Consider the following 26,074-nt stretch of genomic DNA (forward strand, 5'->3'; position numbering starts at 1 on the left):
CTTGCCCGCGAAGACGTTTTCACAGACAACAAAAATCTCTATTTGGACAGAAACCGCATCCCTTCCTCCAACCCCCGCAACGTCAACGGGTACATCTGGTCGTCAATCAGGTCCCGCACAATATTGGTCGACGACGTATACCCCCACGTATCTTTCGGATAGGGGTTGATCCAGATGACCTTCTTGTACTTCTCCATGAACCGCTGCATCCACACATAACCGGCTTCTTCGTTCCAGTGCTCGACGCTGCCGCCGGCCTGGGTGATTTCATACGGTGCCATCGCAGCGTCACCAATGAAGATCACTTTGTAGTCGGCGCCGTACTTGTGCAGCAGGTCCTGGGTCGATGTGCGCTCGGAGGTGCGGCGCATGTTGTTCTTCCACACAGACTCATAAATGAAGTTGTGGAAGTAGAAGTACTCCAGGTGCTTGAACTCGGTCTTGCAGGCCGAGAACAGTTCCTCGCAGATCTTCACATGCGCGTCCATCGAGCCGCCGATGTCGAACAGCAGCAACAGCTTGACGGTGTTACGCCGCTCCGGCCGCATCTGGATATTCAGCAGGCCGGCATCGCGCGCGGTGTGGTCGATAGTGCCGTCGATGTCCAGCTCTTCCGCCGCACCCTGACGGGCAAATTTGCGCAAGCGGCGCAGGGCGACCTTGATGTTGCGCGTGCCCAGTTCCACCGAATCGTCGAGGTTCTTGTACTCGCGCTGATCCCACACCTTGACCGCTTTGCCCTGGCGCTTGCCGGCATCGCCGACGCGAATGCCTTCCGGGTTGAAGCCGCCGGAGCCAAACGGACTGGTGCCGCCGGTGCCGATCCATTTGTTACCGCCGGCATGGCGTTCTTTCTGTTCTTCGAGGCGTTTCTTGAATTCTTCGATCAGCTTGTCCAGACCGCCGAGGGACTGGATCGCGGCCCGTTCTTCTTCGGTCAGGGAACGCTCGAATTCCTTGCGCAGCCAATCTTCAGGAATCAAGGCCTGAAGGTGATCGTCGAGTTTCTCCAGGCCATTGAAGTAGGCGCCGAACGCGCGGTCGAACTTGTCGAAATGCCGTTCGTCCTTCACCAGAATCGCCCGGGACAGGTAATAGAACTCGTCCATGTCGGCGAAGGTCACGCGTTGTTTCAGCGCATTGATCAGGTCCAGAAGCTCACGCACCGAGACCGGCACCTTGGCTGCGCGCATTTCATTGAACAGGTTGAGCAGCATGGCGATCAGCCTCTTAGCGGGTGCCGCGACGGCTCATGAACGCCAGGCGCTCAAGCAATTGAACATCCTGTTCGTTCTTCACCAGGGCGCCTGCCAAGGGTGGGATCGCTTTGGTCGGATCGCGTTCGCGCAGTACGGCTTCGCCGATGTTGTCGGCCATCAGCAGCTTCAGCCAGTCCACCAGTTCCGAGGTCGACGGCTTCTTCTTCAGGCCCGGCACCTTGCGCACGTCGAAGAACACGTCCAGCGCTTCGCTGACCAGGTCTTTCTTGATGTTCGGGTAGTGCACGTCGACGATTTTCTGCAGCGTCACGCGATCCGGGAACGCGATGTAGTGGAAGAAGCAGCGGCGCAGGAAGGCGTCCGGCAGCTCTTTCTCGTTGTTGGAGGTAATGATGATGATCGGGCGTTTCTTGGCCTTGATGGTCTCGTCGATCTCGTAAACGTAGAACTCCATCTTGTCGAGTTCTTGCAAGAGGTCGTTCGGGAACTCGATGTCGGCCTTGTCGATTTCGTCGATCAGCAGAATCACTCGCTCTTCGGACTCGAACGCTTCCCAGAGCTTGCCCTTTTTCAGGTAGTTGCGAACGTCGTGGACTTTTTCCGTGCCCAGTTGCGAGTCACGCAGGCGACTGACCGCGTCGTACTCGTACAGGCCCTGATGCGCCTTGGTGGTGGACTTGATGTGCCAGGTGATCAATTTCGCACCGAAGGACTCGGCCAATTGCTCGGCGAGCATGGTTTTGCCGGTGCCTGGCTCGCCCTTGACCAGCAGTGGACGCTCCAGGGTAATGGCGGCGTTGACCGCCAGCTTCAGGTCATCGGTGGCGACGTAGGCCTGGGTGCCTTCGAACTTCATCTGCTAATCCTCGAACGGTAAGCCGACCTGAATCAGGCAGGGCGGGGCGCAATAAGTGTAGTGCCCGACTATAACGCGCAGGCCGGTCGACTGTGAACGCAGACGGCTTATTCAGTCTCTGAATGGGGCGTCACTTGGTGACTTAACCCTGATCCGGTTTCGGCCGCTCATACCGGGCATTGAATGCCTGAACGAAACCATTGCGTAAAATCTGCAAAAACGCCTGGAACGCGCTGATATCTTGTCGATGCACGTTGCCGCTCAGTTCTACGCGAGTAGCAAACTGGTTCTTGCCCTGGTTTTTCAGCACGGTTTCGGAGCCGCCGACAATGGCTTCCCAGATGGACCGGAACAGCCCTTTGTCCTTGTTTTCCACGTCCTGCTGCCAGTTGAACACGTCCACGTCTTTGAGCAGTGGCTTGATATAGCCGGTCAATTGGGCTTTTTTGGCTTGCGCTTCAATGACCACATCGCCGTGACCGGCGTTGAAGTCGAATTTGCCATAGGCCGAGGCGAAGTCGTTCATGCGCTTGAGCTCGATATCCTTGGCGCGCAGGCGGAATTCGAAGTCTTCGAAATTGCTCAAGGGGTCGAAGGTGGCCGTGGTTTCCAGCGGGGCGTGGCCCAGCAACAGGGCCTTGCCTTCAAAGCGCGCGTCGCGCTTGCCTTCGGTATCGACCACGTTGGTCAGGTTATAGAGGCTGGCGTTGACCTGAGTGGCGTTCATGTTGACGGGGGCTTGGAATTGAAGTTTCGAAAGTTGATCTTGCCGTCGTAGATGCGTATTTCGTTAAAGGTGAACGGCGCCAGTTTGCTCAACTGTGCGCGCCAGTCGGTGCCTTGACCGGTCTGGGAGTTTTGTTTGTTGGCGCCGCCGTCGACGAAGTTCACCTCAGGGTTGAAGAACTGCACTTCGGCCACCACAGCGCGGTCGGACCAGAGTGAGTGCCAACTGACAGACAGGTCGATTAGCGGTGCATTGACGAAAGGCACCGGGACCTTGCCGTCGACCTTGACGATTTTCAGCCCGTTGATCTTGTAGGCGCCGCGCCACAGCGCGAGGTCGACGTCGGTGACCTGGCCCCGGTAATCGCCCATGTCCGCCAGTTTCTCGTTCAAGTAATCGCGCACCAGGTAGGGCAGGGCGAAGTGCAGGGCAATCAGCAGCACAACGAGACCGGCGAGGGTCCACAGGGGCCAACGGTATCGACGTTTCATGGCGGCAAATCTCTGACGATGTAAAGCCATTGACTGCGGTGTTTACCGGACGTTCGACCTGACTGGACGACCACTGGCAACAGGCATACCTTTGGGGCTTATTCAACGCTGTACAAGGACCCAGCCATGAGCCGTATATACGCTGACAACGCCCATTCCATTGGCAATACGCCGCTGGTGCAGATCAACCGCATTGCCCCGCGCGGTGTGACCATCCTGGCCAAGATCGAAGGGCGCAACCCGGGTTACTCGGTCAAGTGCCGGATCGGCGCGAGCATGATCTGGGACGCCGAAAGCTCCGGCAAACTCAAGCCTGGCATGACCATCGTCGAACCGACGTCGGGCAATACCGGCATTGGCCTGGCCTTTGTTGCCGCGGCCCGTGGTTACAAGTTGATGCTGACCATGCCGGCGTCGATGAGTATCGAGCGACGCAAGGTCCTCAAGGCACTGGGCGCCGAACTGGTGCTGACCGAACCGGCCAAAAGCATGAAAGGCGCCATTGAGAAGGCTGCCGAGATCCTGGCCAGCGATCCGGCCAAATACTTCATGCCGTCGCAGTTCGACAACCCGGCCAACCCGGCCATTCACGAGAAAACCACCGGTCCGGAAATCTGGAACGATACTGACGGCGCAGTCGATGTGCTGGTCGCGGGCGTTGGAACCGGCGGAACCATTACCGGTGTTTCGCGGTATATCAAGAATACCCAGGGCAAACCGATTATCTCGGTAGCTGTGGAACCGGTGGTGTCGCCGGTGATTACCCAGGCGATAGCCGGTGAAGAGATCAAGCCGAGCCCGCACAAGATCCAGGGGATCGGTGCCGGTTTTGTCCCGAAGAATCTGGACTTGTCGATCGTCGATCGGGTTGAGTTGGTCACCGATGACGAATCGAAGGCCATGGCGCTGCGCCTGATGCAGGAAGAAGGGATTTTGTGCGGTATTTCCTGTGGCGCCGCGATGGCGGTGGCGGTGCGTCTGGCCGAAACACCGGAAATGCAGGGCAAGACCATCGTGGTGATCCTGCCGGATTCCGGTGAGCGCTACTTGTCGAGCATGTTGTTCAGCGACCTGTTTACCGAGCAGGAAAATCAGCAGTAGGCGCTGCCTGCGATGGTTTGATCTTTTGGTGAGAGGGCTGATTCAGGTCAGCCCCCGTTCAGGAACTTTATGTTAATAAGTGCTTTATTGCACAAACCTTAATACTGAATGTCGATTTTTGCGGGTTTTTCCCGAGGCCGGTAGTGTTTATCATGGCCGGCTGCCACGTCGGGTAAATGGCGTTGTGCGAAGAGCCTAACCTCAAGGAGCCGTAGATGACCTTTTCCTTTGCCGCGAAAGCGTCAGTGTTGCTGCTATTTCTGGGCAGCACCCTCTATGTGCATTTGCGCGGGAAGGCGCGATTGCCGGTTCTGCGTCAATTCGTCAATCACTCGGCCTTGTTTGCGCCTTACAACGCCTTGATGTACCTGTTCTCCGGCGTGCCGTCCAAACCCTATCTGGACCGCAGCAAGTTCCCGGAGCTGGACGTGCTCAAAGACAACTGGGAAGTCATCCGCGACGAAGCCATGCACCTGTTCGACGAGGGTTACATCCGCGCCGCCGAAAGACACAACGATGCGGGGTTTGGTTCGTTTTTCAAGAAAGGCTGGAAACGTTTCTACCTCAAGTGGTACGACAAACCCCTGCCATCCGCTGAAGCCTTGTGCCCGAAAACCGTGGCGCTGGTGAGCAGTATTCCCAACGTAAAGGGTGCAATGTTCGCGTTGCTGCCGGGTGGCAGCCACCTCAACCCGCACCGCGACCCGTTTGCCGGTTCGCTGCGCTATCACCTGGGGCTGTCGACGCCGAACTCCGACGATTGCCGTATCTTTGTCGACGGCCAGGTGTATGCCTGGCGTGATGGTGAAGATGTGATGTTTGATGAGACCTACGTGCATTGGGTCAAGAACGAATCCGAGAAAACCCGCGTCATTCTGTTCTGCGACATCGAACGACCGCTGAGCAACCGCGTCATGACCTTCATCAACCGCTGGCTCAGCGGCTTGCTCGGTCGCGCCACCGCACCTCAAAACCTTGATGATGAACGTGTCGGCGGGATTAACCAGGCGTATGCCTGGAGCAAGAATTCCAGCGACAAGGTCAGTGGTGTGGTCAAACGCTGGAAGCGTCGTAATCCCAAGGCGTACCGCGTGCTGCGGCCGGTGTTGGCGGTGGTGGTGCTGACGTTGTTGGGGTATTGGTTGTTTGCGTGACTGGATTCAAAAGAAAAACCGCTCCTTGGGAGCGGTTTTTTTATGAGCAGAATTTAAATGGCGCGCCCGCGACGAGGTGTCGTGACTGGCCCTTTGTCCAAGTCATTGCAATCCATGTCCGCCGCTGGTTATAGTCGGCGCTCGGTGGTTCTCTTACCCACCGCCCACCCCATCAAAAAAGATCAGCCCATGCCAGCTTCCCTCATCAATGCGGTAGTCGATTCAGCGGTCAACGCTGGCGTCGTGCCGTGCGGGAAAAAGCAGCCTGCGCAGATCAGTCATTACCCCCCACCTGTCAGTAGCACGCCGGTGTACGCAGTCGTATCACCGCCGGGCGTTGGCGTTTCGGGCTGATCAGCGTTCTTTGCTGTTCTGCGCGCCCGCCTGAAAAAAACTACTGAATTTCAGCTTCGGCTGAGTTGGCTTCTTGCCTGACTACAGGTGGTATACATGTTTGTCCTGTCGAAAAAATCCGCGCTCGCGGCGGCGTCCACGAGCCTGTTCGTTCTGCTGTGGAGCAGCGGTGCGATCTTCTCCAAATGGGGCCTGGCCCACGCATCGCCCTTTGCCTTTCTGCTGATTCGCTTTGCCATCGCCTTGTGCGGATTGATGCTGCTGGTGCCGTTGCTCAAGCTGAAATTGCCCAAGGGTGGCAAAGCGATGTTGTATGCGATGGCCACGGGCGTGGTGTTGCTGGGGCTTATCAGATTTTTTATCTGCTGGCCCTGGACCTCAAAGTCACACCGGGCGTTATGGCAACCATCATGGGTGTGCAGCCGATTCTCACGGTGGTGATCATGGAGCGTCAGCGCTCGGCCAGCCGGATGTTCGGTCTGGCGCTGGGCCTGGTCGGGTTGATCATGGTGGTTTACCAGGGCATCGGTCTGGCGGGCATGTCTTTGGCCGGGATGCTTTTTGGTTTGCTGGCGTTGGCAAGCATGACCTTTGGCTCGATCATGCAGAAGCGCATCACCGACAATCCCCTCGGCACACTGCCGGTGCAGTACCTCGCGGGGCTGATGCTCTGCGGGATCTTCGTGCCGTTCCAGCCGTTTCATTTCGAACACGGCAGCGGGTTCATCGTGCCGGTGCTGTGGATGGGATTGGTGGTGTCGGTGCTGGCAACGTTGCTGCTGTACCGCTTGATCGCCCGGGGCAATCTGGTGAATGTCACCAGTCTGTTTTACCTGGTGCCGGCCGTGACGGCGGTGATGGACTACCTGATTTTCGGTAATCGGCTGGCGGTATTGAGCATGCTCGGCATGCTGCTGATCATCGTCGGGCTGGTATTTGTGTTCCGTAAAACAGCGTAAAGCAGCGTGAAAATGAAAGGCCCGGAGCATTGGCTCCGGGCCTTTTTTATTTGGTCAGCGCGTGCTCGGCCCGCACCGAATTCATGAACGCCTGCATCGCTGACGATTGAATGCGGTGACGGCGGGTAATCAGCCCGTACGGCGGCAGCCGTGCTTCAAACTTGATCGGCAACACCGCCAGCAAATCACGGCCCGGGTAATCCTCCACCACCGACACCGGTGTGACGCCCAGCATGTCGGTCTGCTGGATCAAGGACAGCAAGGTCATGATCGAGGTGGTCTCGACGATGCTGCTGGGGATGTCGACCCGCGCATTGTGGAATACCTGATTGATGATCGCGCGCATCGGGCTCGGTTGCTGTTGCAGTACCCAGGTCATGTTCTGCAACTCGGCCCAGCTCAGGTTTTTCTCTTTCGCCAACGGGTTCTGCGCCCCGGAGATGACGCACAAGGCTTCTTCGCCGAGGCTGTCGAACAGCAACTCTTCGGCCCGTGCGCCCGCCGGAATCCGGCCCAATACGATATCCAGCTGGTCCTGCAACAGCGCCTGCACCAGCACGTCGCTGGTGTCGACCTGAATGCTCATCGACAAGCGTGGATGGCTTTGCTTCAAGGTCGCGATGGTGCGGGTCAACAGCCCCGAGGCCAGCGCCGGAATCGCACCGACCGCAACCCGGCCAAGGTTGCCGGATTCGAGCGCGACCAGTTCTTCACGCATGCCGCTCAGTTCAGCAAACACCATGCGCGCGTAGTAGATGACGGTTTCCCCGAACGGGGTCGAGCGCATGCCCCGGGGCAGACGCTCGAAGAGTTCGACGCCGAGCAAGTCCTCGGCTTCGTGCAACATCTTGGTGGCTGCCGGCTGGGTCATGCCGATGTGGTCGGCGGCGCGGCGCAACGAGCCGAATTCCTGCAATGCCAGCATCAGCCGCAGTTGGCGCAGACGCAGTCGACTGTGGATCACATTGGCAGCAGGAATTCGGGTCATGGGCCGTGCTCGCAATTAGGACTGCGGCAAGCCTGACAACAAATGCCAGGCGTTGCCAGCATTGCCGTGTTACAGCACCGATTTAGGCTTGGCGACCTGGGGTTTGCGCAGCCCCGTCAGGGTGCCCAGCGCCTTGGAAATCAACGGCCAGAACAGCATCAGCAACGCCGCCGTGGTCAGGCAGCCCACTAACGGGTTGGACCAGAAAATCCCCACGTGGCCGTCGGAGAACAGCATCGACTGACGGAACGCATCTTCCGCCTTGTCGCCCAGTACCGCCGCCAGCACCAGCGGCGCAATCGGGTAACCGAGTTTCTTGAACAGATAACCCAGCGCGCCGAAGCCCAGCATCAACACCACGTCGACGAACGAGTTGTGCACCGAGTAGGCACCGATGGCACAGACCATGATGATGATCGGCGCGATGATCGAGAACGGAATGCGCAGGATCGAAGCGAACAGCGGCACGGTGGCCAGCACCACGATCAGGCTGACCACGTTCCCGAGGTACATGCTGGCGATCAGGCCCCAGACAAAATCGTGCTGCTCGACGAACAACGTCGGGCCAGGATGCAGGCCCCAGATCATCAACCCGCCGAGCATGACCGCTGCGGTCGCCGATCCGGGAATGCCCAGGGTCAGCATCGGCAACAGCGCGCTGGTGCCGGCGGCGTGGTCGGCGGTTTCCGGGGCGATCACGCCTTCGAGTTCACCCTTGCCGAAGTTCTCGCGGTTCTTCGAAAAGCGCCGCGCCAGACTGTAGCTCATGAACGAGGCCGCCGTCGGGCCACCCGGTGTGATGCCCATCCAGCAACCGACCAGGGTGCTGCGCAGGATCGTCCACCAGTAACGCGGCAACTTGGCCCAGGTGCGCAGGATGACCATCGGCGTGATGCGCGCATGCTCGCCGCGAAACACCAGGCCTTCCTCGACGGTGCAGAGAATTTCGCCGATCCCGAACAATCCGATCACGGCCACCTCGAAGCTGATGCCCGTCATCAACGCGGGCTGGTCGAAGGTCAGGCGCAGGTTGCCGGAGACAGTGTCCATGCCCACGGCGGCCATGGCGAAACCAATCATCATCGCCACCACGGTTTTCAGCGGCGGATTCTTGCTCATGCCGATGAAGGTGCAAAACGCCAACAGGTACACCGCGAAGAACTCCGGCGAACTGAAAGACATGGCGAATGCGGCAATCTTGGTCGACAGGAAGGTCAGCAACAACACCCCGGCCAGCGCGCCGATCAGCGCCGAACTGAATGCGGCCGTCAACGCTTCGGCAGCGCGACCTTCGCGGGCCATCGGGTAACCGTCGAACGTGGTCGCCACCGATGAGGGCTCACCGGGGATGTTGAACAGAATCGAGGTGATCGAACCGCCGAACAGCGCGCCCCAATACATGCACGACAGCAAAATGATTGCCGACACCGGCGACATGGTGAAGGTCAGCGGCAGCAACAACGCCACGCCATTGGGGGCGCCGAGGCCGGGCAATACGCCGACCAGAATGCCCAGCAGCACGCCGATCACCATCAGGCCGATGTGGCCCGGGGTGAGGATCAGGTTCATGCCTTGCAGCAGGGAATCGAACTCGCTCATTTGAAACTTCTCCCGGCCAGTGCAATCCAGTCGCCCATCGGGCCGGCATCCAGCGGGACCTTGAACCACAACGCGAAAATCAGGTAGCTGGCCAGCACCGCGCCGAGGGACACGGTGCCGATCATCCATTTGCCGTAAGGCTTGGCGCGCACCTTGTCACGCCACATGAACCAGGCGATGAAGCAGGCCGAGGCCACGTAAATGCCGGTGAACGGCATGGCGCCGACGAACAGCGCAATCGGGATGAACACCGACAGCACTTGCTTGAATGCACTGCGGCTGACGAATGCAATGCTCAGGGCGTGCCAGCGCACCACGGTCAACACGCCGTTGCCCACGCTCGCGGCGCTCAACAGCAATCCGATGTAGAAGGGGAAGTAACCCGGCTCGGGGCCTGAATCGCCCCAGCCGATACCTTGTTCGAGACTGCCGAACATCACCACCGCGCCGATCAGCGTGGTGAAGAGTGTCAGGCCGAGTTCGACCCAGCGGGTACCGACCAGCGCCGGTGAATCCGAAGAATGGGACATGAAAGCACCTCCAGAGGTGACGGCCGTGCGCACGCACACGGCCGTGAACAACTCAGTTTTTCAGCCAGCCGGCTTCTTTGAACACCGGGGTGACGCGGGCGGTGTCTTTCTCAATGTAGGCGGTCAGCGGCTCGCCTTCGAGGAACGTCGGCACCAGCGCGTTCTGCTTCACGTAGGCCTTGAACTCTGGAGTCTCGGTGACTTTGCGCATCAGCTCGACATAGAACGCCCGCTGTTCGGCGGTGACGTCGCCGGGCATGAACACGGTGCGCGGGAAGCGGTATTGATCGATACCCAGGCCTTGTTCGTGGCAGGTCGGAACGTCGGCCCAGGATTTATCACCCGCGACTTTCTCGGTGTAGCTCATGCGTTCCTTGCTGAACACGCAGAGCGGTTCGACCTGGTCGCCGCGCCATTGGCTGATGCTTTCGCTGGGGTTGTTGACGTTGGCGGCGATGTGTTTGCCGGCCAGTTGGGTCGCGGCTTCACTGCCGCTCTTGAACGGGATGTACACCAGTTTGCTGTTGTTGGTCTGGTTCAGCAGCAGGGTCAGGGTCTGGTCGACATCCTTGGACTGACTGCCGCCCATGCGCAGTTTCGACGGATCAACCTTGGCCGCTTCGTAGAAGCCTTTGGCGTCTTTCCAGGGGGCATCCTTGTAGTTCCAGAGAATGAAGTCGTCCTCTGCAACGGCCGCCACGGGAGTCAGCTCCTGCCATTGATAGCCAAGCTTGGAAACCAGCGGCAACAGGTAGATGTTGTTGGTGCCGATCACCAGTTTTTCCGGATCGCCCTTGTTCATTTTCAGGTCAAGGAACGCTTCGGCACCGTTGCCGCCGCCCTTGTTGAGGACGATGGTATTCACGTCGAGGAACTTGTGTGTGGTGATGATCGACTGGATCAGCCGACCGAGCTGGTCAGTACCGCCGCCGGGGCCGCCGGCAACGAGGATTTCGACGTTCTTGTCCGGCTGCCAGGCAGCGTTGGCGAGTGCGGGGAGGGCGCCGGCGGCGACCAGTGTGCAGCCAAGAAACAGACGGGATGTGCGACGGACGAATGCATTTCGCATGGAAGGGCCTCGTTTTTTGTAATTGTTATGAATGACTTGTCGGTGCTCAAAAGCTGCAAGCCTGGACTGAGTGTGGGAAGCCTCCGCTTCGGCGTCTAGTCAAAACAATACATACACCGATAGCCTGCGGTTATAGGTCATCAGGGGCAAATACGTGACGAGGGCTGGAAACTGTGTGCCAGAGCGTTTTGAGAGAAAAGTCAGTCAAGGCGGCCGGCGATGAAAGCCCCCTGAAAGCGCGGTATGCCATAACCCGAGGCTATCGCCGTATCTCAATCATTGATTAGACGGTTATCACCGAGCCTTCGATAGTGCTCATCAGCGCGGCGAACCTGTCACGCACGGCATTCACAACAATAAGAAACGAGGTACGCACCATGGCTCGTCCCAGTGCTTCCCTGCATCTGCCTGGCGCAGCTGCCCAACCGATCAACGCGGCCACACCCCTGGCCGGTACCACCAAAGCCAGCAGCGTGCGCTGGCGGATCTTCGCGATCGTCTTCGCGCTGACCATGGTCAACCTGATCGACCGGGTCTCGCTGTCGATCGCCATGCCGACCATTGCCCATGAATTTTCCCTGTCGCCAAGCATGCAAGGGCTGATCCTCAGCAGCTTCTTCTGGGCGTATGCGCTGTTGCAGATTCCCGGTGGCTGGCTGATCGATCGCTTCGGCCCGCATCGGGTCATCAGTTGGTCCACCGGGTTGTGGGGCACCTTTCAAGTGTTGGCGGCGTTTGCGACCGGCGGCTTGTCATTGCTGTTCGCCCGCGTTGCACTCGGGGCCGCCGAAGCGCCGTTGTTCCCGTCCGGTGGCAAGCTGATCTCCCTGTGGCTGGCGCCGAGCGAACGCAGTCGCGGCGCGGTGCTGATGGACAGCGGCAGCCCGTTGGGCGTGGCGCTGGGCGGGTTGATCATTGCTTACCTGATTGCATCCCTGGATTCGTGGCGCCTGGCGTTCGTGATTGCCGGTATCGCGACCCTGGTGCTGGCCTGGCTGGCCCGGCGTTATCTGCGCGATGACCCGGCCACTCACCCGCAAGTGAATGCCGAAGAACTGGAGAAGATCAACGCCGGGCGCGCGACGCCGGCTGCCGAAGCCGCCCGTGTGCCGGTCAAAGGCCTGGGCATCGCGGCCCGTTCCCTGAGCGGCTTGCTGATCGGCCGTGCCAGTTGGGCGATGGTGTATTTCGGTTTGCTGACCTGGGGCCCGAGCTATCTGGCCCAGGCTCGCGGCTTCGATATCAAAGGCATCGGCGCGGCGACCTTCGTGATTTTCGTGTGCGGGGCCCTGGGTTCGTTGACCGGTGGTTTCCTCTGTGACGGGTTGATCCGCAAAGGTGTCAGCCGTGGCGTGGCGGTCAAGAGCCTGCTGGCGTTTTCCGGTGTGGTCGCCCTCGGCGCCTTTCTGTTGTTGCCGACGCTGAGCAATCCGTTTGCCGCCGTGGCGTTGTTGGCCATGACCGCGTTTTTCCTGATGTGGGGCAGCCTCTACTGGAGCTTCCCGGCATTGCTGGCGGCACCGGCGCGGGTCGGGTTGATCGGCGGCGTGATGAACATGGCCGGCAGCACCGGCGGGATCGCGGTGCCGATCCTGGTGGGGATCATTGTGCAAATGACCGGAGGTTTTGCGCCGGTGCTGGGGTTCTTTGCCGTGTGCTCGGCAGTCTTTGTGCTGGCGACGTTGTTCATCAGTCTCGACGAGGTGCGCCATGGCTGAACAATTATCTGGCGAAGCATGGAACGGTCCGATCATCGATGCCCATCATCACTTCTGGGACCCAACGATCAATGACCATCCGTGGCTGGCGCCCGAAGCCAATATCCCGTTCCGCTACGGCGACTACAGCGCGATTAAACGGCGCTATTTTCCTGAGGACTATTTCGCTGACGCCGGCCCGCACCGTGTGGTGCAAACGGTGTACGTCGAGACCGAATGGGACCCGCAAGACCCGATTGGCGAAACCGTTTTTATCGAAAGTCTGACGGCCCGTTACGGCGTACCCAATGCGGTCGTGGCGCAGGCCTGGCTCGACCACCCGGACGCCCTCGCGGTACTGGCCGAACAAGCGAGTTTCAAATGCGTGCGCAGCGTGCGTCACAAACCGGGTGGAGCGACTTCACCGGCGCAGGTTGGTCATGTGCGCAGCCTGATGAGCGACGAACACTGGCGGCGCAGTTTTGCCGCCCTCGAAGGGCTGGGGTTGCACTTCGATTTGCAGACCCCCTGGTGGAACCTGCACGAAGCCGAACGGCTGGCTCGGGACTTTCCCGGCACTACGCTGATTCTCAACCACGCAGGGTTGCCCAATGACCGCAGCGCCGAAGGCCTGGCCGGTTGGCGCCTGGCGATGGCTCGGCTGGCCAAATGGCCAAACGTGCAGGTGAAGATTTCCGGCCTTGGCCAGAGGGGGCAGGCATGGCGCGCCAAGGACAACGCCTGGATCGTGCGTGAAGTGATCGCCATGTTCGGCACTGACCGGGCGATGTTCGCCAGCAACTTCCCGGTGGACAGCCTGTGCGGCTCGTTCGACGACATCTACAGCGGTTTCAAATCCATCGTTGCTGATCTGCCGAGCGCCGATCAGGAGCGACTGTTCTACAGCAACGCGCAGCGGGTTTATCGCTGCGAGCCTTGCGCCGTTGACCGCCAATGGCCTGAACCCTTGAGGAGTGAAGCATGAACAAAACAACCATCGCGATGGTGCTGGGTGACCCGGCAGGCATCGGCCCGGAACTGATCGCACGTTTGCTTGCGGAGCCTGAAGTGCGCAGCCAGGCCAATGTGATCCTGATCGCCGACGAGGCCGAAATGCGTCGCGGCATGCGCATCGCCGGGACGGAGTTTCCTTACCGTCGCGTCGAGTCGCTGGATCAGTTGGAGTTTCATGATGACACACCGCTGTTCTATGATTTTCGCGGAGACACCGTCGGTGAATTTCCACGCAGTGAAGCCAGTGTCATCGGCGGTCGCTACAGCCTCGACACGCTGGAACAAGCCCTGCGCCTGACCGAGGCCGGGACCACCGACGCGGTGTTGTTCGGGCCGTTGAACAAGACCTCGCTGCACATGGCCGGGATGGCCCACAGCGATGAGCTGCACTGGTTCGCCGAGCTGCTGGATTTCCACGGGCCGTTCTGTGAATTCAACGTGCTCGACAACCTCTGGACCTCCCGCGTGACCTCCCACGTGGCATTAGCGCAAGTGCCAGGCATGCTGACCCAGACGCGGGTAGTGGAAGCGATCCAGTTGATCGACACCGCGCTCAAGCGCAACGGCCTGGAAAAACCGCGCATTGGCGTGTGTGGGCTGAACCCGCACAACGGCGACAACGGCTCGTTCGGACGCGAAGAACTGGACATCATCGGCCCGGCGGTTCGTTCGGCCCAGGCGCTGGGGATTGCGGCCGAAGGGCCATACCCGGCGGACACGATTTTCCTCAAGGTCCAGGGCGATGCCAGTGCCTTTGACGCGGTGGTGACGATGTATCACGACCAGGGGCAGATCGCGATCAAGTTGATGGGCTTCTCCCGAGGCGTGACGGTGCAGGGTGGCTTGCCGATCCCGATTACCACGCCGGCCCATGGCACCGCCTTCGACATCGCGGGGCAGGGCAAGGCCAACGTCGGCGCGATCCGCCAGGCCTTCGAAATTGCCTGCCGAATGGGCGTCAACAACTACTGACACAACACTGATCCCCTGTGGGAGCGAGCCTGCTCGCGATAGCGGTCTGACAGTCACTAAAAAGGTGGCTGCACTACCGCTTTCGCGAGCAGGCTCGCTCCCACATTTGTTTTGTGTGTGGCTGATAACCCTATCTACTCACTATTCGGTTTTTCCTATCACCGCAGGTTATCGCCGGATACGCATAAGTGATTATCCGCACCCCCGAGCGCTGGCTAAAGTCGCTCCATCGAATGCCGGAACCCGCCCCCCGCGCGGTTTTGTGCAGCGACCCGACAACTACAAAAAGCCGGCAGCGCAAGGAACTGTATTCATGAAAATCAAAGCCATCCGTACCCGCGTTTTTGAGTGGAAAGGCAAAGTCGTTCCGCCTCAAGCACACTTCTGCACCAACGCCAGCGACATCCTGTTCGAACGTGGCGACGCCATGGGCTCGTTCCGGTTCCATGGCTGGCTGGTGGTGGAAGTCGAGACCGATACCGGCCTCGTCGGCATCGGTAACTGTGCCCTGGCGCCGCGTGTGGCCAAGGAAATCATCGACACCTACCTGGCGCCGATTGCGATTGGCGAAGACCCGTTCGACAACGAATACATCTGGCAGAAGATGTACCGCCAGAGCCACGCCTGGGGCCGCAAAGGCATCGGCATGGCGGCGATCTCGGCGATCGACATCGCGATCTGGGACATCATGGGCAAAGCCGTGAACAAACCGGTGTTCAAACTGCTCGGCGGCCGGACCAAGGAAAAGATCTGGACCTACGCCTCCAAGCTCTACGCCAATGACAACCTCGACCTGTTCCTCGAAGAGGCCCAGGGCTATCTGAACCAGGGCTTCACCGCGCTGAAAATGCGTTTCGGCTACGGCCCGAAAGACGGCCCGGCGGGCATGCGCAAGAACATCGAGCAAGTGCGTGCCCTGCGTAACCTGGCCGGTCCCGACATCGACATCATGCTCGAGTGCTACATGGGCTGGACCCTGGAATACGCCCGCCGCATGCTGCCCAAACTTGCTGAATTCGAACCACGCTGGCTGGAAGAGCCGGTGATTGCCGACGACATCGAAGGCTACATCGAGCTGAAGAAAATGGGGATCATGCCAATCTCCGGCGGCGAGCATGAGTTCACCTCCTACGGCTTCAAAGACCTGCTGGAACGCCGCGCCGTCGACGTGATCCAGTACGACACCAATCGCGTGGGCGGTATCACCGCAGCGCGCAAGATCAACGCCATGGCCGAAGCCTGGTCGGTGCCGGTGATCCCGCACGCCGGGCAGATGCACAACTACCACCTGACCATGTCCACCACCGCCTCGCCGATGGCCGAGTTCTTCCCGGTATTCGACGTCGAGGTCGGCAACGAACTCTTCTACTACGTGTTCAAGGGCGAACCGCAACCGGTCAACGGCTACATCCAGCTCGACGATGACAAGCCCGGCCTGGGCCTGGAAATCTCCGATGAGTACTTGAGCGACTTCAACATCATCGAGTGACCCAAATCCCAATTTTCTGGAGGCCGTCATGCGCCTGATTCAATTTGAAAACACTGCCGGTGAACGCCAGGTGGGTCTCGTTGAGGGCTCGCAGGTCGAGGTGCTGCAAGGCACCCGTAGCACCCGTGAACTGGCCCTCGCGGCGATTCGTGCCCAACGCAGCCTGCAAGAAGAAGTCGCACTGCGCGGCACCGAACCGGGACCGGATTACGCCCAGCTGTTGCAGCAGGGCAAAGTCCTGCCACCGCTGGACCACGAAGACCCGGCCCATTGCCTGATCAGCGGCACCGGCCTGACCCATTTGGGCAGCGCCTCGGCGCGGGACAAAATGCACCAGCAGGAGGGCGCGGTCGAAGCCGGCATGACCGACACCATGCGCATTTTCAAATGGGGCCTGGAGGGTGGTAAACCGGCGGCCGGGCAGGTCGGCGCGCAACCGGAATGGTTCTATAAAGGTGATGGCAGCATCGTCGTGCGCCCCGGCGCGGATTTCCCGGTGCCGCCGTTTGCCGAAGACGCCGGCGAGGAACCCGAGCTGACCGGCCTCTACGTGATCGGCGACGACGGCCAGCCGTATCGCGTCGGTTATGCCTTGGGCAACGAGTTCTCCGACCATGTGATGGAGCGGCGCAATTACCTGTATCTCGCCCATTCGAAACTGCGCTTCTGCGCCTACGGTCCGGAGCTGCGCGTCGGCGAGTTGCCCAAGCACCTTGCAGGCACCAGTCGGATCAAGCGCAACGGCGAAACGATCTGGGAAAAGGAGTTTCTCAGCGGCGAAGACAACATGTGCCACAGCCTCGCCAACCTCGAATTCCACCACTTCAAATACGCGCAGTTTTTGCGTCCCGGCGATGTCCACGTGCATTACTTCGGCACCGCAACGTTGTCGTTTGCCGACGGGATAAAAACCCAGCCGGGCGATCGCTTCCAGATCAGCCTCGATGAGTTCGGCGCGCCACTGGAAAACGGCATCGGCGAAAGTGCCCAACCGTTGGCCATCGGCCAGGTGCGCACGCTTTAAGTCTTCAATCACCGGCGTTGTCGGCCGGTCAAGGGATCACTCATGACCACGCTACTCGGACACAACTACATCGGCGGTCGCCGCAGTGCCAACGGTACGCAACAGCTGCAAAGCCTCGATGCCACGACGGGCGAAGCGCTGCCGGTCCGTTTTTTCCAGGCCACTGAAGCGGAAGTGGACGCCGCAGCCAGCGCTGCGGCCGCTGCCTACCCGGTTTACCGCAACCTCAGCGCGGAGAAACGCGCTCAGTTCCTCGACGCCATCGCCGATGAAATCGATGCCCTGGGCGATGACTTCGTCGCCACTGTGTGCCGCGAAACCGCATTGCCGTCCGGGCGTATCCAGGGTGAGCGCGGGCGCACCAGCGGCCAGATGCGCTTGTTTGCCAAGGTCCTGCGTCGCGGCGATTTCTACGGCGCGCGCATTGATCGGGCACTGCCGGATCGCCAGCCGTTGCCACGTCCGGACCTGCGTCAGTACCGCATCGGCCTGGGGCCTGTCGCCGTGTTCGGTGCCAGCAACTTTCCGTTGGCATTTTCAACCGCCGGTGGCGATACCGCTTCGGCGCTGGCCGCCGGCTGCCCGGTGGTGTTCAAGGCGCACAGCGGGCACATGGCGACGGCCGAGTGGGTCGCGGACGCAATCATCCGCGCCGCCGAGCGCACCGAAATGCCGCCCGGCGTCTTCAACATGATCTACGGCGGGGGTGTCGGCGAATGGCTGGTCAAGCATCCGGCGATTCAGGCGGTGGGCTTCACCGGTTCGCTCAAGGGCGGCAATGCCTTGAGCCACATGGCCGCGACCCGGCCACAGCCGATTCCGGTGTTTGCCGAAATGTCGAGCATCAACCCGGTGTTCCTGCTGCCCGAAGCGCTCAAGGTTCGCGGTGAGCAAATCGCTGCGCAACTGGCCGGGTCGGTGACCCTGGGCTGCGGGCAGTTCTGCACCAACCCGGGCCTGGTCATCGGTTTGCGTTCGCCGCAGTTCAGCCAGTTCCTGGAAACGTTTTGCGCCAGCATGAACCAGCAACCGGCCCAGACCATGCTCAATGCCGGCGCGCTGGTCAGTTACAGCCGAGGCCTTGGCGAGTTGCACGAACATCCGGGGCTGACGCACTTGGCGGGCAAGCCGCAACAGGGCAATCAGGCACAACCGCAGGTGTTCAAGGCTGACGTCAGTCTGTTGCTCAAGGGCGACGAGCTGCTTCAGGAGGAGGTGTTCGGACCGACCACCATCGTCATCGAGCTTGAGGGCCGGGCGCAGCTGGCGGCAGCGTTGCACGGTCTGCGCGGGCAATTGACGGCGACGCTGATTGGCGAGACGGACGAGTTGCTGGAGTACCGTTGGCTGGCGGAGTTGCTGCAGGAAAAGGTCGGGCGGATTCTGCTCAATGGCTACCCGACCGGGGTCGAGGTGTGTGAGGCGATGGTGCATGGCGGGCCGTATCCGGCGACGTCTGATTCGCGCGGCACATCGGTTGGCACCTTGGCGATTGACCGGTTCCTGCGGCCGGTGTGCTTCCAGAATTACCCGGATGCGTTGTTGCCCGAGGCGTTGCAGAACGCCAATCCGCTGGGGATTCGGCGGTTGGTGGATGGGGAGGTGAGTCAGGCAGCGTTGTAGTCTCTACCGCCTTCACGAGCAGGCTCGCTCCCACATTGGATTTGCGGTGAACACAAAATCCTGTGGGAGCGAGCCTGCTCGCGAAGCGTCATCAGCCACACCGCCAAACTACTTGGCAGTCACCTCAGCCACTTTCACCACCGCCGGCTTCAACACCAGCCACAACGCCGCAGCAATCAACACCCCGCCATAGATATGCGCCATCGACAACGGCTCATCCAGCAACAGCGCTCCCCACAACACCCCGAACGGCGGGATCAGGAAGGTCGTGGTCATCGACCTCACCGGCCCGATCGAGCTGAGCAGGCGGAAGTAAATGATGTACGCCAGGGCGGTACACATCAGTCCCAATCCAAGCAACGACAACCAGACGTTCCAGCCGCCCCAGCTTGCCGGTGGCTGGCTGATTACGCTGTAGCCGAACAACGGCAACAGGAACAGCGTCGCCCCGAGCATGCTGCCCAGCGCTGAAAGACGGCTGTCGAGACCGCCGGCGTGGTCAAGCCAGCGGCGGGCCAGGAACCCGGCAAAGCCATAACAGGTGGTGGCGAGCAGGCAGGCGGCGGCGCCCATCAACAATTCCATGTCGAACGCCACCGGACCGGCACGGGTCAGCACGCCTACGCCAAACAGCCCGAGGAACACCCCGCCAAGCTTGGCCGCGGTGAGTTTTTCATGGAAGAACAGGCCGCCGATCAACACGCCCATCAGCGGCGTGGTGGCGTTGAAGATCGCTGAGTAACCGGCCGGCAGCACTTGGGCGGCCACGGAATAGAGGGTCGCCGGAATCCCGGAGTTGATCACCCCGAGCAGCATCACCGTCTTGAGTTTGCCTTTGAAGTCCCAGCTGATGCGCATCAGGCCGAGAATCACCAGCAAGCCGACGGCGGCAATCGACACTCGGAAAAAGGCCGTGGGGATTGTGCCAATCACCGGGGCGATAATGCGCATGAACAGAAAGCTCGCGCCCCAGATCGCGGCCAGCGACAGCAATCGGAAAATATCGACAGGACTCACGGTGCACTCCTTCCTTGATGGGGACGAGAGTGTTGCCGAGCGCCTTATCCATGGCAACCGAAAAACGAGCATTTAACTCGAGCCGAAAATTACGCTTCTCCTGCACCCGGTTCACTGGCTAAGCTCAGGGCTCACGAATTCCCGCAGAGGTCTCACCCATGCCGCAGCAATGGCCAGCCGCCGACATCGCCCGAATGATCCTCGATGGCTTTGACGATTACCGCGAGCATTTCCGCCAGATCACCGACGGCGCCCGGGCCCGCTTCGAGCAGGCCCAGTGGCAGGAGGCGCAAATTGCCTCGGCCGCGCGGATCAATCTGTACGAAGAAAAAGTCAGCGAAACCGTGGAACGGCTGCGCGTCGCGTTTGACAGCGACACACTGGACGTCAGTTGCTGGCCTCTGGTCAAAAGCGCTTACATCACGCTGATCGACCTGCGTTTCGACGATGAACTGTCCGAGACCTGGTACAACTCGATTTTCTGCGGGCTGTTCAGCCATGACCTGATCAGCGACGGCTGCATGTTTATCCACACCACCCGGCCCAGCCTGCGCCGGGCCCGCGCCGCGCAAACCCGAACCTATAAGCCCCAGGGCCAGTTGTCCGGCATGCTCGCGAGCATTTTTGCCGATTACAGCTTCAGCGAGGATTACGCCGACCTGGCCGGCGACCTGCACCGCCTCGAAGCCCAACTGCGTGAGAACCTGCCGGATTGGGTGTGCAAGGACCCTGAACTGAGCGTCGAGCTGTTTTCCTCGGTGCTCTACCGCAACAAAGGCGCGTACCTGGTGGGGCGCATCTATACCCGGGACGAACAATGGCCGCTGGTGATTCCGCTGCTGCACCGTGAAGGCCGCGGGATTCAGATCGATGCGCTGATTACCGACGAAGCCGATGTGTCGATCATTTTTTCGTTCACCCGTTCGTATTTCATGGTGGATGTGCCGGTGCCGGCGGAGTTCATCGGCTTCCTCAAGCGCATCCTGCCGGGCAAGCACGTCGCCGAGTTGTACACCTCCATCGGCTTCTACAAACACGGCAAGTCCGAGTTCTATCGGGCGCTGATCAATCACCTGGCCAACACCGACGACCAATTCATCATGGCCCCCGGCGTGCGAGGCATGGTGATGAGCGTGTTTACCCTGCCGGGTTTCAACACCGTGTTCAAAATCATCAAGGACCGTTTCTCGCCGTCGAAAAACGTCGACCGTGCCACGGTGATCGAAAAATACCGTTTGGTGAAAAGCGTCGACCGCGTCGGACGCATGGCCGATACCCAGGAGTTCGCCGATTTTCGCTTCCCATTGAGCAAGTTCGACCCGGCGTGCCTGGAAGAGCTGCTTGAGGTGGCGGCGTCCACGGTGTCGGTGGAAGGCGACACCGTGCTGATCCGTCACTGCTGGACCGAGCGGCGGATGACGCCGCTGAACCTGTACCTGGAAAACGCCAACGAGGCGCAGGTCCACGAGGCCCTGGAAGATTACGGGCTGGCGATCAAGCAACTGGCGGCGGCGAACATCTTTCCCGGCGACATGCTGTTGAAGAACTTCGGCGTCACCCGGCACGGTCGCGTGGTGTTTTATGACTATGACGAGATTTGCTTCCTGACCGAAGCCAACTTCCGCCACATCCCGCAACCGCGTACGCCGGAAGACGAGATGGCCTCCGAGCCGTGGTATTCGATCGGGCCGCTGGATGTGTTTCCCGAGGAGTTTCCGCCGTTCCTGTTTGCCGATTCCGGGCAAAGGAAGCTGTTTGACCAGTTGCATGGCGAGCTATACAACGCCGATTACTGGAAAAGCCTGCAGGAAGCCATTCGTGCCGGCAAAATCATCGACGTATTCCCGTATCGCCGCAAAGGCCTGGATAACGAATAAACCCCTGAGTGAACACCCCTGTGGCGAGGGAGCTTGCTCCCGCTGGGTCGCGAAGCGACCCCAAAACCATCCACCGTCGTGTTTCAGATACACCGCGATGACCGGATTACGACTGCCGCGCAGCCGAGCGGGAGCAAGCTCCCTCACCACAAAGGCAGGTTGAATTCGTCGCCGAGCCCCCAAATCTGCGACAATCCGGCCCCTGCGCCACTAGACGACTTTTGCGTACCTGATGACTGACGAATCGCCTTCCATCGACAAACTGCTGAAAAACCTCGATCACGCCATGCTCGCCGACCGCCACCGGCTGCGGCGGCAGTTGCTTGAGCTGCGCAAGAAACCTGACGAGGCCAAGCTGGCCCAGTGGGTGACGCGCATGCAGGCGTCCTGTGACCAGGTGCTGGCGCGGCGTGCCAGCCTGCCGGTGATTCGTTACGACGACAGTTTGCCGATCGCCGCCAAGCGCGACGAAATCAAGGAAGCGCTGCTCAAGCATCAGGTGCTGATCATCGCCGGCGAAACCGGCTCGGGTAAAACCACCCAGTTGCCGAAGATCTGCCTGGAAATCGGCCGCGGCCAGCATGGCTTGATCGGCCACACCCAACCGCGTCGAATCGCTGCGCGCAGCGTGGCCAGCCGGGTTGCCGAAGAACTGGCGACGCCATTGGGCGCGCTGGTCGGCTATCAGGTGCGGTTCGAGGATCAGAGCGACTCCAACACCCTGATCAAATTGATGACCGACGGCATCCTGCTGGCGGAAACCCAGAACGACCGTTACCTCGAACGCTACGACACGATCATCGTCGACGAAGCCCACGAACGCAGCCTCAACATCGACTTCCTGCTCGGTTACCTGAAAACCCTGCTGCCGCGTCGCCCGGACCTGAAAGTCATCATCACCTCGGCGACCATCGACCTGGAACGCTTCTCCAGGCATTTCGATGACGCACCCATCGTTGAAGTTTCGGGCCGGACTTTCCCGGTTGAAACCTGGTATCGCCCGCTGACGCTTGAGCAGGACGAGGAGGGCAACCGCGTCGAGGACGACTTGACCGTGGATCAGGCGATCCTCGCCACCCTCGACGAAATTGCCGCGTTCGAACGTAGCGAGCGCAAGAGCCCCGGCGACGTGTTGGTGTTCCTGCCCGGCGAGCGCGAGATTCGCGACGCCGCCGACATGCTGCGCAAGGCCCAGCTCAAGCACACCGAGATTCTGCCGCTGTACGCGCGCTTGTCGCCGGCCGAACAGCAGCGGATTTTCCAGTCGCACCCTGGCCGTCGCGTGGTGCTGGCGACCAACGTCGCGGAAACTTCGCTGACGGTGCCGGGCATCCGTTACGTGATCGACAGCGGCACCGCGCGCATCAGCCGTTACAGCTATCGCGCCAAGGTTCAGCGTCTGCCCATCGAAGCCATTTCCCAGGCCAGCGCCAACCAGCGTAAAGGTCGATGCGGTCGGGTCGAGCCGGGTATTTGCATTCGACTTTATGGCGAAGACGACTTCATCGGTCGCCCTGAATTTACCGACCCGGAAATTCTGCGCACCAACCTCGCCGCCGTGATTTTGCAGATGCTGCACTTGCGTCTCGGCGAGATCACCGACTTCCCGTTTATCGAACCGCCGGATGGCAAGGCGATCAGCGACGGTTTCAACCTGCTGCAAGAACTCTCGGCCGTGGACCGCAACAGCCAGCTGACCCCGCTCGGCCGCCAGTTGGCGCGCCTGCCGGTGGATCCGCGCATGGGCCGCATGCTGCTGGAAGCGGCAAAACTCGGCAGCTTGCAGGAAGTGTTGATCGTCGCCAGCGCCATGTCGATCCAGGACCCGCGCGAGCGTCCGCCGGAGCGCCAGCAAGCGGCGGATCAGGCCCACGCACAGTGGAAGGACGTGGACTCGGATTTCGCCGGGCTGGTCAATCTGTGGCGTGGTTTTGAAGAACAGCGTCAGGCCCTGACCGCCAGCCCGCTGCGCAATTGGTGCCGCAAGAACTTCCTGAATTACCTGCGTCTGCGCGAATGGCGCGACTCGCACCGTCAGTTGAGCCTGATCTGCCGCGACATGCAGTTGAGCCTGAACAAAGAGCCGGCGGATTACCCGAAGCTGCACAAAGCCGTGCTCTCGGGCCTGCTCAGCCAGATCGGCCAGAAAACCGATGAGGGCGATTACCTCGGCGCCCGTCAGCGGCGTTTCTGGATTCACCCGTCCTCCGGGTTGGGCAAGAAGCGCCCGCAATGGCTGATGACCGCCGAACTGGTGGAAACCACCAAGCTCTATGCGCGGATGGTGGCCAAGATCGACTCGGACTGGATCGAGCCGCTGGCCGGGCACCTGATCAAGAAAAACCACTTCGAACCGCACTGGGAGAAAAAGCGCGGCCAGGTCGTGGCCTTCGAGCAGATCACGCTGTTCGGGCTGATCGTGGTGGGTCGTCGGCCGGTGCATTACGGGCCGATCGATCCCGTCGTTTCTCGTGAGTTCTTCATTCGCGAAGGCCTGGTACGCGGCGAGATTCAATCCAAGGCCAAGTGCCTGACGGCCAATGCGCAACTGCTGGAACAACTCGACGAACTGGAAGCCAAGGCTCGGCGTCGCGACATTCTCGCTGACGAAGAAACCCTGTTCGCTTTCTACGATGCGCGATTGCCGGCGGAGATCCACCAGACCGCAACGTTCGACAGCTGGTACCGGGTCAACAGCCAGAAAGACCCGCAGCTGCTGATCATGCGCGAAGAAGACGTTCTGGCCCGTGAGGCCAGCGAAGTCACCGCCCTGCATTACCCGGACACCTTGCACATCGGCGATCTGGAACTGGCCCTGAGTTACCACTTCGAACCGAACCACCCCCGCGATGGCGTGACCCTGCGTGTGCCGGCGCCGCTGTTGCCGATGTTGCCGCCGGAACGTCTGGAATGGCTGGTGCCGGGCGTGATCGAGGCCAAGTGCATCGCGCTGGTGCGCAACCTGCCCAAGGCCCTGCGCAAGAATTTCGTGCCGGTGCCGGACTTCGTCAAAGCCGCGTTACAGCGCATGACCTTCGCCGAGGGCTCGTTGCCGCAGGCGTTGGGCCGCGAGCTGCTGCGCATGACGGGCGCGCGGGTCAGCGATGAGGCGTGGGCGGAAGCTTCACAGCAAGTCGACAGTCATCTGCGGATGAACCTGGAAATCGTCGACGGCCAGGGCAAGTTCCTCGGCGAAGGGCGAGATCTGGCCGAGTTGACCGCACGCTTTGCCGAAGCCAGCCAAGCCGCGTTGGCCGTGCCGCAAACCGCGAAAAACCAACAGCCGGTGGAACCGAAAGTCTTTGCCGCCGTCGCCGAGAAAACCCAGCAGAAGATCGCCGGGTTGTCGATGACGGTGTATCCGGCGCTGGTGGAAGAGAGCGGGACAGTCAAGGAAGGGCGTTTTTCGACCCCCGCCGAGGCCGAGTTCCAGCATCGCCGCGCCTTGCAGCGATTGCTGATGCAGCAGTTGGCCGAGCCGGCGAAGTTCCTGCGCGGCAAGCTGCCGGGGCTGACCGAGCTGGGGCTGATGTACCGTGAACTGGGGCGCATTGATGCGCTGGTGGAAGACATTCTGCTGGCCAGCCTCGACAGTTGCATTCTTGAGGGCGAAGACCCGTTGCCACGGGATGGCGCCGGGCTGGCCTCGTTGGCCGAGCGCAAGCGCGGTGGCTGGACCGAGCACGCCGAGCGCCTGGCCAAGTTGACGCTGGAGATTCTCAAGCACTGGCACGGCCTGCAAAAACGCTTCAAGGGCAAGATTGATCTGGCGCAAGCCGTGGCCCTGAACGACATCAAGCAGCAGCTCAGTCATCTGGTGTATCCGGGGTTTGTCCGGGAGACGCCGATGCAGTGGCTCAAGGAATTGCCGCGTTACCTGAAGGCTGTCGAGCAACGCTTCGAGAAGATTGGCGCACAGGTGCAGAGGGATCGGGTCTGGAGTGGCGAACTGTCCGGTCTCTGGACCCAATACCAGACCCGCGCCAACAAACACGCCCAGGAAGGCAAGCGCGATCCGCAACTGGAGCTCTATCGCTGGTGGCTGGAGGAATACCGGGTTTCGCTGTTCGCCCAGCAACTGGGGACCAAAGTGCCGATCTCCGACAAGCGCCTGAACAAGCAATGGACCCAGGTCGAACCCTGACCCCGAGACTTGTGCAATACCTGTGGGAGCGAGCCTGCTCGCGCTGGCGGCATCACAGTCGACATAGATGTTGGAGGTGATGGCCCCATCACGAGCAGGCTCGCTCCCACAGGTTTTTGTATTGCCTGGCAGGTGGGAGTCATCGAGCAAAATGGCGCCAAAACCCAAT

General features: G+C 60.5%; 17 protein-coding genes and 2 pseudogenes. 11 read left to right on the top strand and 8 right to left on the bottom strand.

Going from position 1 to position 26,074, the window contains the following annotated elements:
* Positions 1-38: 38 nt before the first annotated feature.
* From HP062_RS28500 to HP062_RS28510, 3 genes and pseudogenes are all read right to left on the bottom strand, one after another.
* Positions 39-1,217 (bottom strand): VWA domain-containing protein, encoded by a 1,179-nt coding sequence (locus HP062_RS28500; protein WP_077749161.1) that lies wholly within the window; start codon positions 1,215-1,217, stop codon positions 39-41.
* Between the two features lie 13 nt (positions 1,218-1,230).
* Positions 1,231-2,076, bottom strand: coding sequence for a MoxR family ATPase (locus HP062_RS28505; RefSeq protein ID WP_010462104.1), 846 nt, complete (start codon positions 2,074-2,076; stop codon positions 1,231-1,233).
* A gap of 142 nt (positions 2,077-2,218) precedes the next feature.
* Positions 2,219-3,294: pseudogene (locus HP062_RS28510) on the bottom strand (DUF748 domain-containing protein).
* A gap of 126 nt (positions 3,295-3,420) precedes the next feature.
* Between HP062_RS28510 and cysK the strand changes: the two are divergent.
* The 3 genes and pseudogenes from cysK to HP062_RS28525 all read left to right on the top strand — a co-directional run bounded on the left by cysK (position 3,421) and on the right by HP062_RS28525 (position 6,862).
* A complete protein-coding gene (gene cysK / locus HP062_RS28515; protein ID WP_145308112.1) occupies positions 3,421-4,395 on the top strand; it encodes a cysteine synthase A in 975 nt (324 codons plus the stop codon).
* 215 nt (positions 4,396-4,610) lie between these two features.
* On the top strand, positions 4,611-5,549 hold the full coding sequence (locus tag HP062_RS28520; protein WP_010462099.1) for an aspartyl/asparaginyl beta-hydroxylase domain-containing protein: 939 nt from the start codon (positions 4,611-4,613) through the stop codon (positions 5,547-5,549).
* 450 nt (positions 5,550-5,999) lie between these two features.
* Positions 6,000-6,862 (top strand): annotated as a pseudogene (locus tag HP062_RS28525) (DMT family transporter).
* Between the two features lie 46 nt (positions 6,863-6,908).
* On the opposite strand, the gene HP062_RS28530 reads toward HP062_RS28525, so the two are convergent.
* From HP062_RS28530 to HP062_RS28545, 4 genes are all read right to left on the bottom strand, one after another.
* Positions 6,909-7,850 carry a LysR family transcriptional regulator gene (locus tag HP062_RS28530; RefSeq protein ID WP_077749159.1) on the bottom strand — a complete coding sequence of 314 codons (942 nt, stop codon included), beginning with the start codon at positions 7,848-7,850 and terminating at the stop codon, positions 6,909-6,911.
* A 69-nt stretch (positions 7,851-7,919) separates the two neighbouring features.
* Positions 7,920-9,449: a tripartite tricarboxylate transporter permease gene (locus HP062_RS28535; protein WP_010462093.1), complete on the bottom strand. Its 1,530-nt coding sequence runs from the start codon at positions 9,447-9,449 to the stop codon at positions 7,920-7,922.
* On the bottom strand, positions 9,446-9,979 hold the full coding sequence (locus tag HP062_RS28540; protein WP_010462091.1) for a tripartite tricarboxylate transporter TctB family protein: 534 nt from the start codon (positions 9,977-9,979) through the stop codon (positions 9,446-9,448). Before HP062_RS28540 ends, HP062_RS28535 begins: the two co-directional genes overlap by 4 nt.
* Positions 9,980-10,031: 52 nt before the next feature.
* Complete coding sequence (locus HP062_RS28545) at positions 10,032-11,048, bottom strand: tripartite tricarboxylate transporter substrate binding protein (RefSeq protein ID WP_172792400.1); 1,017 nt, start codon at positions 11,046-11,048, stop codon at positions 10,032-10,034.
* A gap of 377 nt (positions 11,049-11,425) precedes the next feature.
* Between HP062_RS28545 and HP062_RS28550 the strand changes: the two genes are divergently transcribed.
* The 6 genes from HP062_RS28550 to HP062_RS28575 all read left to right on the top strand — a co-directional run bounded on the left by HP062_RS28550 (position 11,426) and on the right by HP062_RS28575 (position 18,867).
* Entirely contained in the window at positions 11,426-12,766 is a 1,341-nt protein-coding gene (locus tag HP062_RS28550) for an MFS transporter (protein WP_010462087.1), read from the top strand.
* A complete protein-coding gene (locus HP062_RS28555) occupies positions 12,759-13,730 on the top strand; it encodes an amidohydrolase (RefSeq protein WP_172792401.1) in 972 nt (323 codons plus the stop codon). The genes HP062_RS28550 and HP062_RS28555 overlap by 8 nt, the downstream gene beginning before the upstream one ends.
* A complete protein-coding gene (locus HP062_RS28560) occupies positions 13,727-14,731 on the top strand; it encodes a 4-hydroxythreonine-4-phosphate dehydrogenase PdxA (RefSeq protein WP_102595481.1) in 1,005 nt (334 codons plus the stop codon). The genes HP062_RS28555 and HP062_RS28560 overlap by 4 nt, the downstream gene beginning before the upstream one ends.
* A gap of 313 nt (positions 14,732-15,044) precedes the next feature.
* Positions 15,045-16,220: an L-rhamnonate dehydratase gene (locus HP062_RS28565; RefSeq protein ID WP_010462080.1), complete on the top strand. Its 1,176-nt coding sequence runs from the start codon at positions 15,045-15,047 to the stop codon at positions 16,218-16,220.
* 28 nt (positions 16,221-16,248) lie between these two features.
* The gene (gene araD1, locus HP062_RS28570) at positions 16,249-17,244 is read left to right on the top strand and encodes an AraD1 family protein (RefSeq protein ID WP_172792402.1); all 996 of its coding nucleotides are present in this window, start codon (positions 16,249-16,251) and stop codon (positions 17,242-17,244) included.
* 42 nt (positions 17,245-17,286) lie between these two features.
* The gene (locus HP062_RS28575; protein ID WP_172792403.1) at positions 17,287-18,867 is read left to right on the top strand and encodes an aldehyde dehydrogenase (NADP(+)); all 1,581 of its coding nucleotides are present in this window, start codon (positions 17,287-17,289) and stop codon (positions 18,865-18,867) included.
* 108 nt (positions 18,868-18,975) lie between these two features.
* On the opposite strand, the gene HP062_RS28580 is transcribed toward HP062_RS28575, so the two are convergent.
* Complete coding sequence (locus HP062_RS28580; protein WP_010462074.1) at positions 18,976-19,884, bottom strand: DMT family transporter; 909 nt, start codon at positions 19,882-19,884, stop codon at positions 18,976-18,978.
* Between the two features lie 158 nt (positions 19,885-20,042).
* Between HP062_RS28580 and aceK the strand changes: the two genes are divergently transcribed.
* Both aceK and hrpA read left to right on the top strand, forming a co-directional pair.
* The gene (gene aceK, locus HP062_RS28585; RefSeq protein WP_010462072.1) at positions 20,043-21,761 is read left to right on the top strand and encodes a bifunctional isocitrate dehydrogenase kinase/phosphatase; all 1,719 of its coding nucleotides are present in this window, start codon (positions 20,043-20,045) and stop codon (positions 21,759-21,761) included.
* 232 nt (positions 21,762-21,993) lie between these two features.
* Entirely contained in the window at positions 21,994-25,905 is a 3,912-nt protein-coding gene (hrpA, locus tag HP062_RS28590) for an ATP-dependent RNA helicase HrpA (protein ID WP_102594232.1), read from the top strand.
* Positions 25,906-26,074 lie beyond the last annotated feature (169 nt).

The organism is Pseudomonas sp. B14-6 (assembly GCF_013260315.1).
In the GTDB taxonomy this organism is placed as follows: Bacteria; Pseudomonadota; Gammaproteobacteria; order Pseudomonadales; family Pseudomonadaceae; genus Aquipseudomonas; species Aquipseudomonas mandelii.

What these genes read in the sequence shown, in the direction of transcription:
- HP062_RS28500 (WP_077749161.1), bottom strand. Translation starts at nt 1,217, where the DNA reads ATGCTGCTCAACCTGTTCAATGAAATGCGCGCAGCCAAGGTGCCGGTC.
- HP062_RS28505 (WP_010462104.1), bottom strand. Translation starts at nt 2,076, where the DNA reads ATGAAGTTCGAAGGCACCCAGGCCTACGTCGCCACCGATGACCTGAAG.
- cysK (WP_145308112.1), top strand. Translation starts at nt 3,421, where the DNA reads ATGAGCCGTATATACGCTGACAACGCCCATTCCATTGGCAATACGCCG.
- HP062_RS28520 (WP_010462099.1), top strand. Translation starts at nt 4,611, where the DNA reads ATGACCTTTTCCTTTGCCGCGAAAGCGTCAGTGTTGCTGCTATTTCTG.
- HP062_RS28530 (WP_077749159.1), bottom strand. Translation starts at nt 7,850, where the DNA reads ATGACCCGAATTCCTGCTGCCAATGTGATCCACAGTCGACTGCGTCTG.
- HP062_RS28535 (WP_010462093.1), bottom strand. Translation starts at nt 9,449, where the DNA reads ATGAGCGAGTTCGATTCCCTGCTGCAAGGCATGAACCTGATCCTCACC.
- HP062_RS28540 (WP_010462091.1), bottom strand. Translation starts at nt 9,979, where the DNA reads ATGTCCCATTCTTCGGATTCACCGGCGCTGGTCGGTACCCGCTGGGTC.
- HP062_RS28545 (WP_172792400.1), bottom strand. Translation starts at nt 11,048, where the DNA reads ATGCGAAATGCATTCGTCCGTCGCACATCCCGTCTGTTTCTTGGCTGC.
- HP062_RS28550 (WP_010462087.1), top strand. Translation starts at nt 11,426, where the DNA reads ATGGCTCGTCCCAGTGCTTCCCTGCATCTGCCTGGCGCAGCTGCCCAA.
- HP062_RS28555 (WP_172792401.1), top strand. Translation starts at nt 12,759, where the DNA reads ATGGCTGAACAATTATCTGGCGAAGCATGGAACGGTCCGATCATCGAT.
- HP062_RS28560 (WP_102595481.1), top strand. Translation starts at nt 13,727, where the DNA reads ATGAACAAAACAACCATCGCGATGGTGCTGGGTGACCCGGCAGGCATC.
- HP062_RS28565 (WP_010462080.1), top strand. Translation starts at nt 15,045, where the DNA reads ATGAAAATCAAAGCCATCCGTACCCGCGTTTTTGAGTGGAAAGGCAAA.
- araD1 (WP_172792402.1), top strand. Translation starts at nt 16,249, where the DNA reads ATGCGCCTGATTCAATTTGAAAACACTGCCGGTGAACGCCAGGTGGGT.
- HP062_RS28575 (WP_172792403.1), top strand. Translation starts at nt 17,287, where the DNA reads ATGACCACGCTACTCGGACACAACTACATCGGCGGTCGCCGCAGTGCC.
- aceK (WP_010462072.1), top strand. Translation starts at nt 20,043, where the DNA reads ATGCCGCAGCAATGGCCAGCCGCCGACATCGCCCGAATGATCCTCGAT.
- hrpA (WP_102594232.1), top strand. Translation starts at nt 21,994, where the DNA reads ATGACTGACGAATCGCCTTCCATCGACAAACTGCTGAAAAACCTCGAT.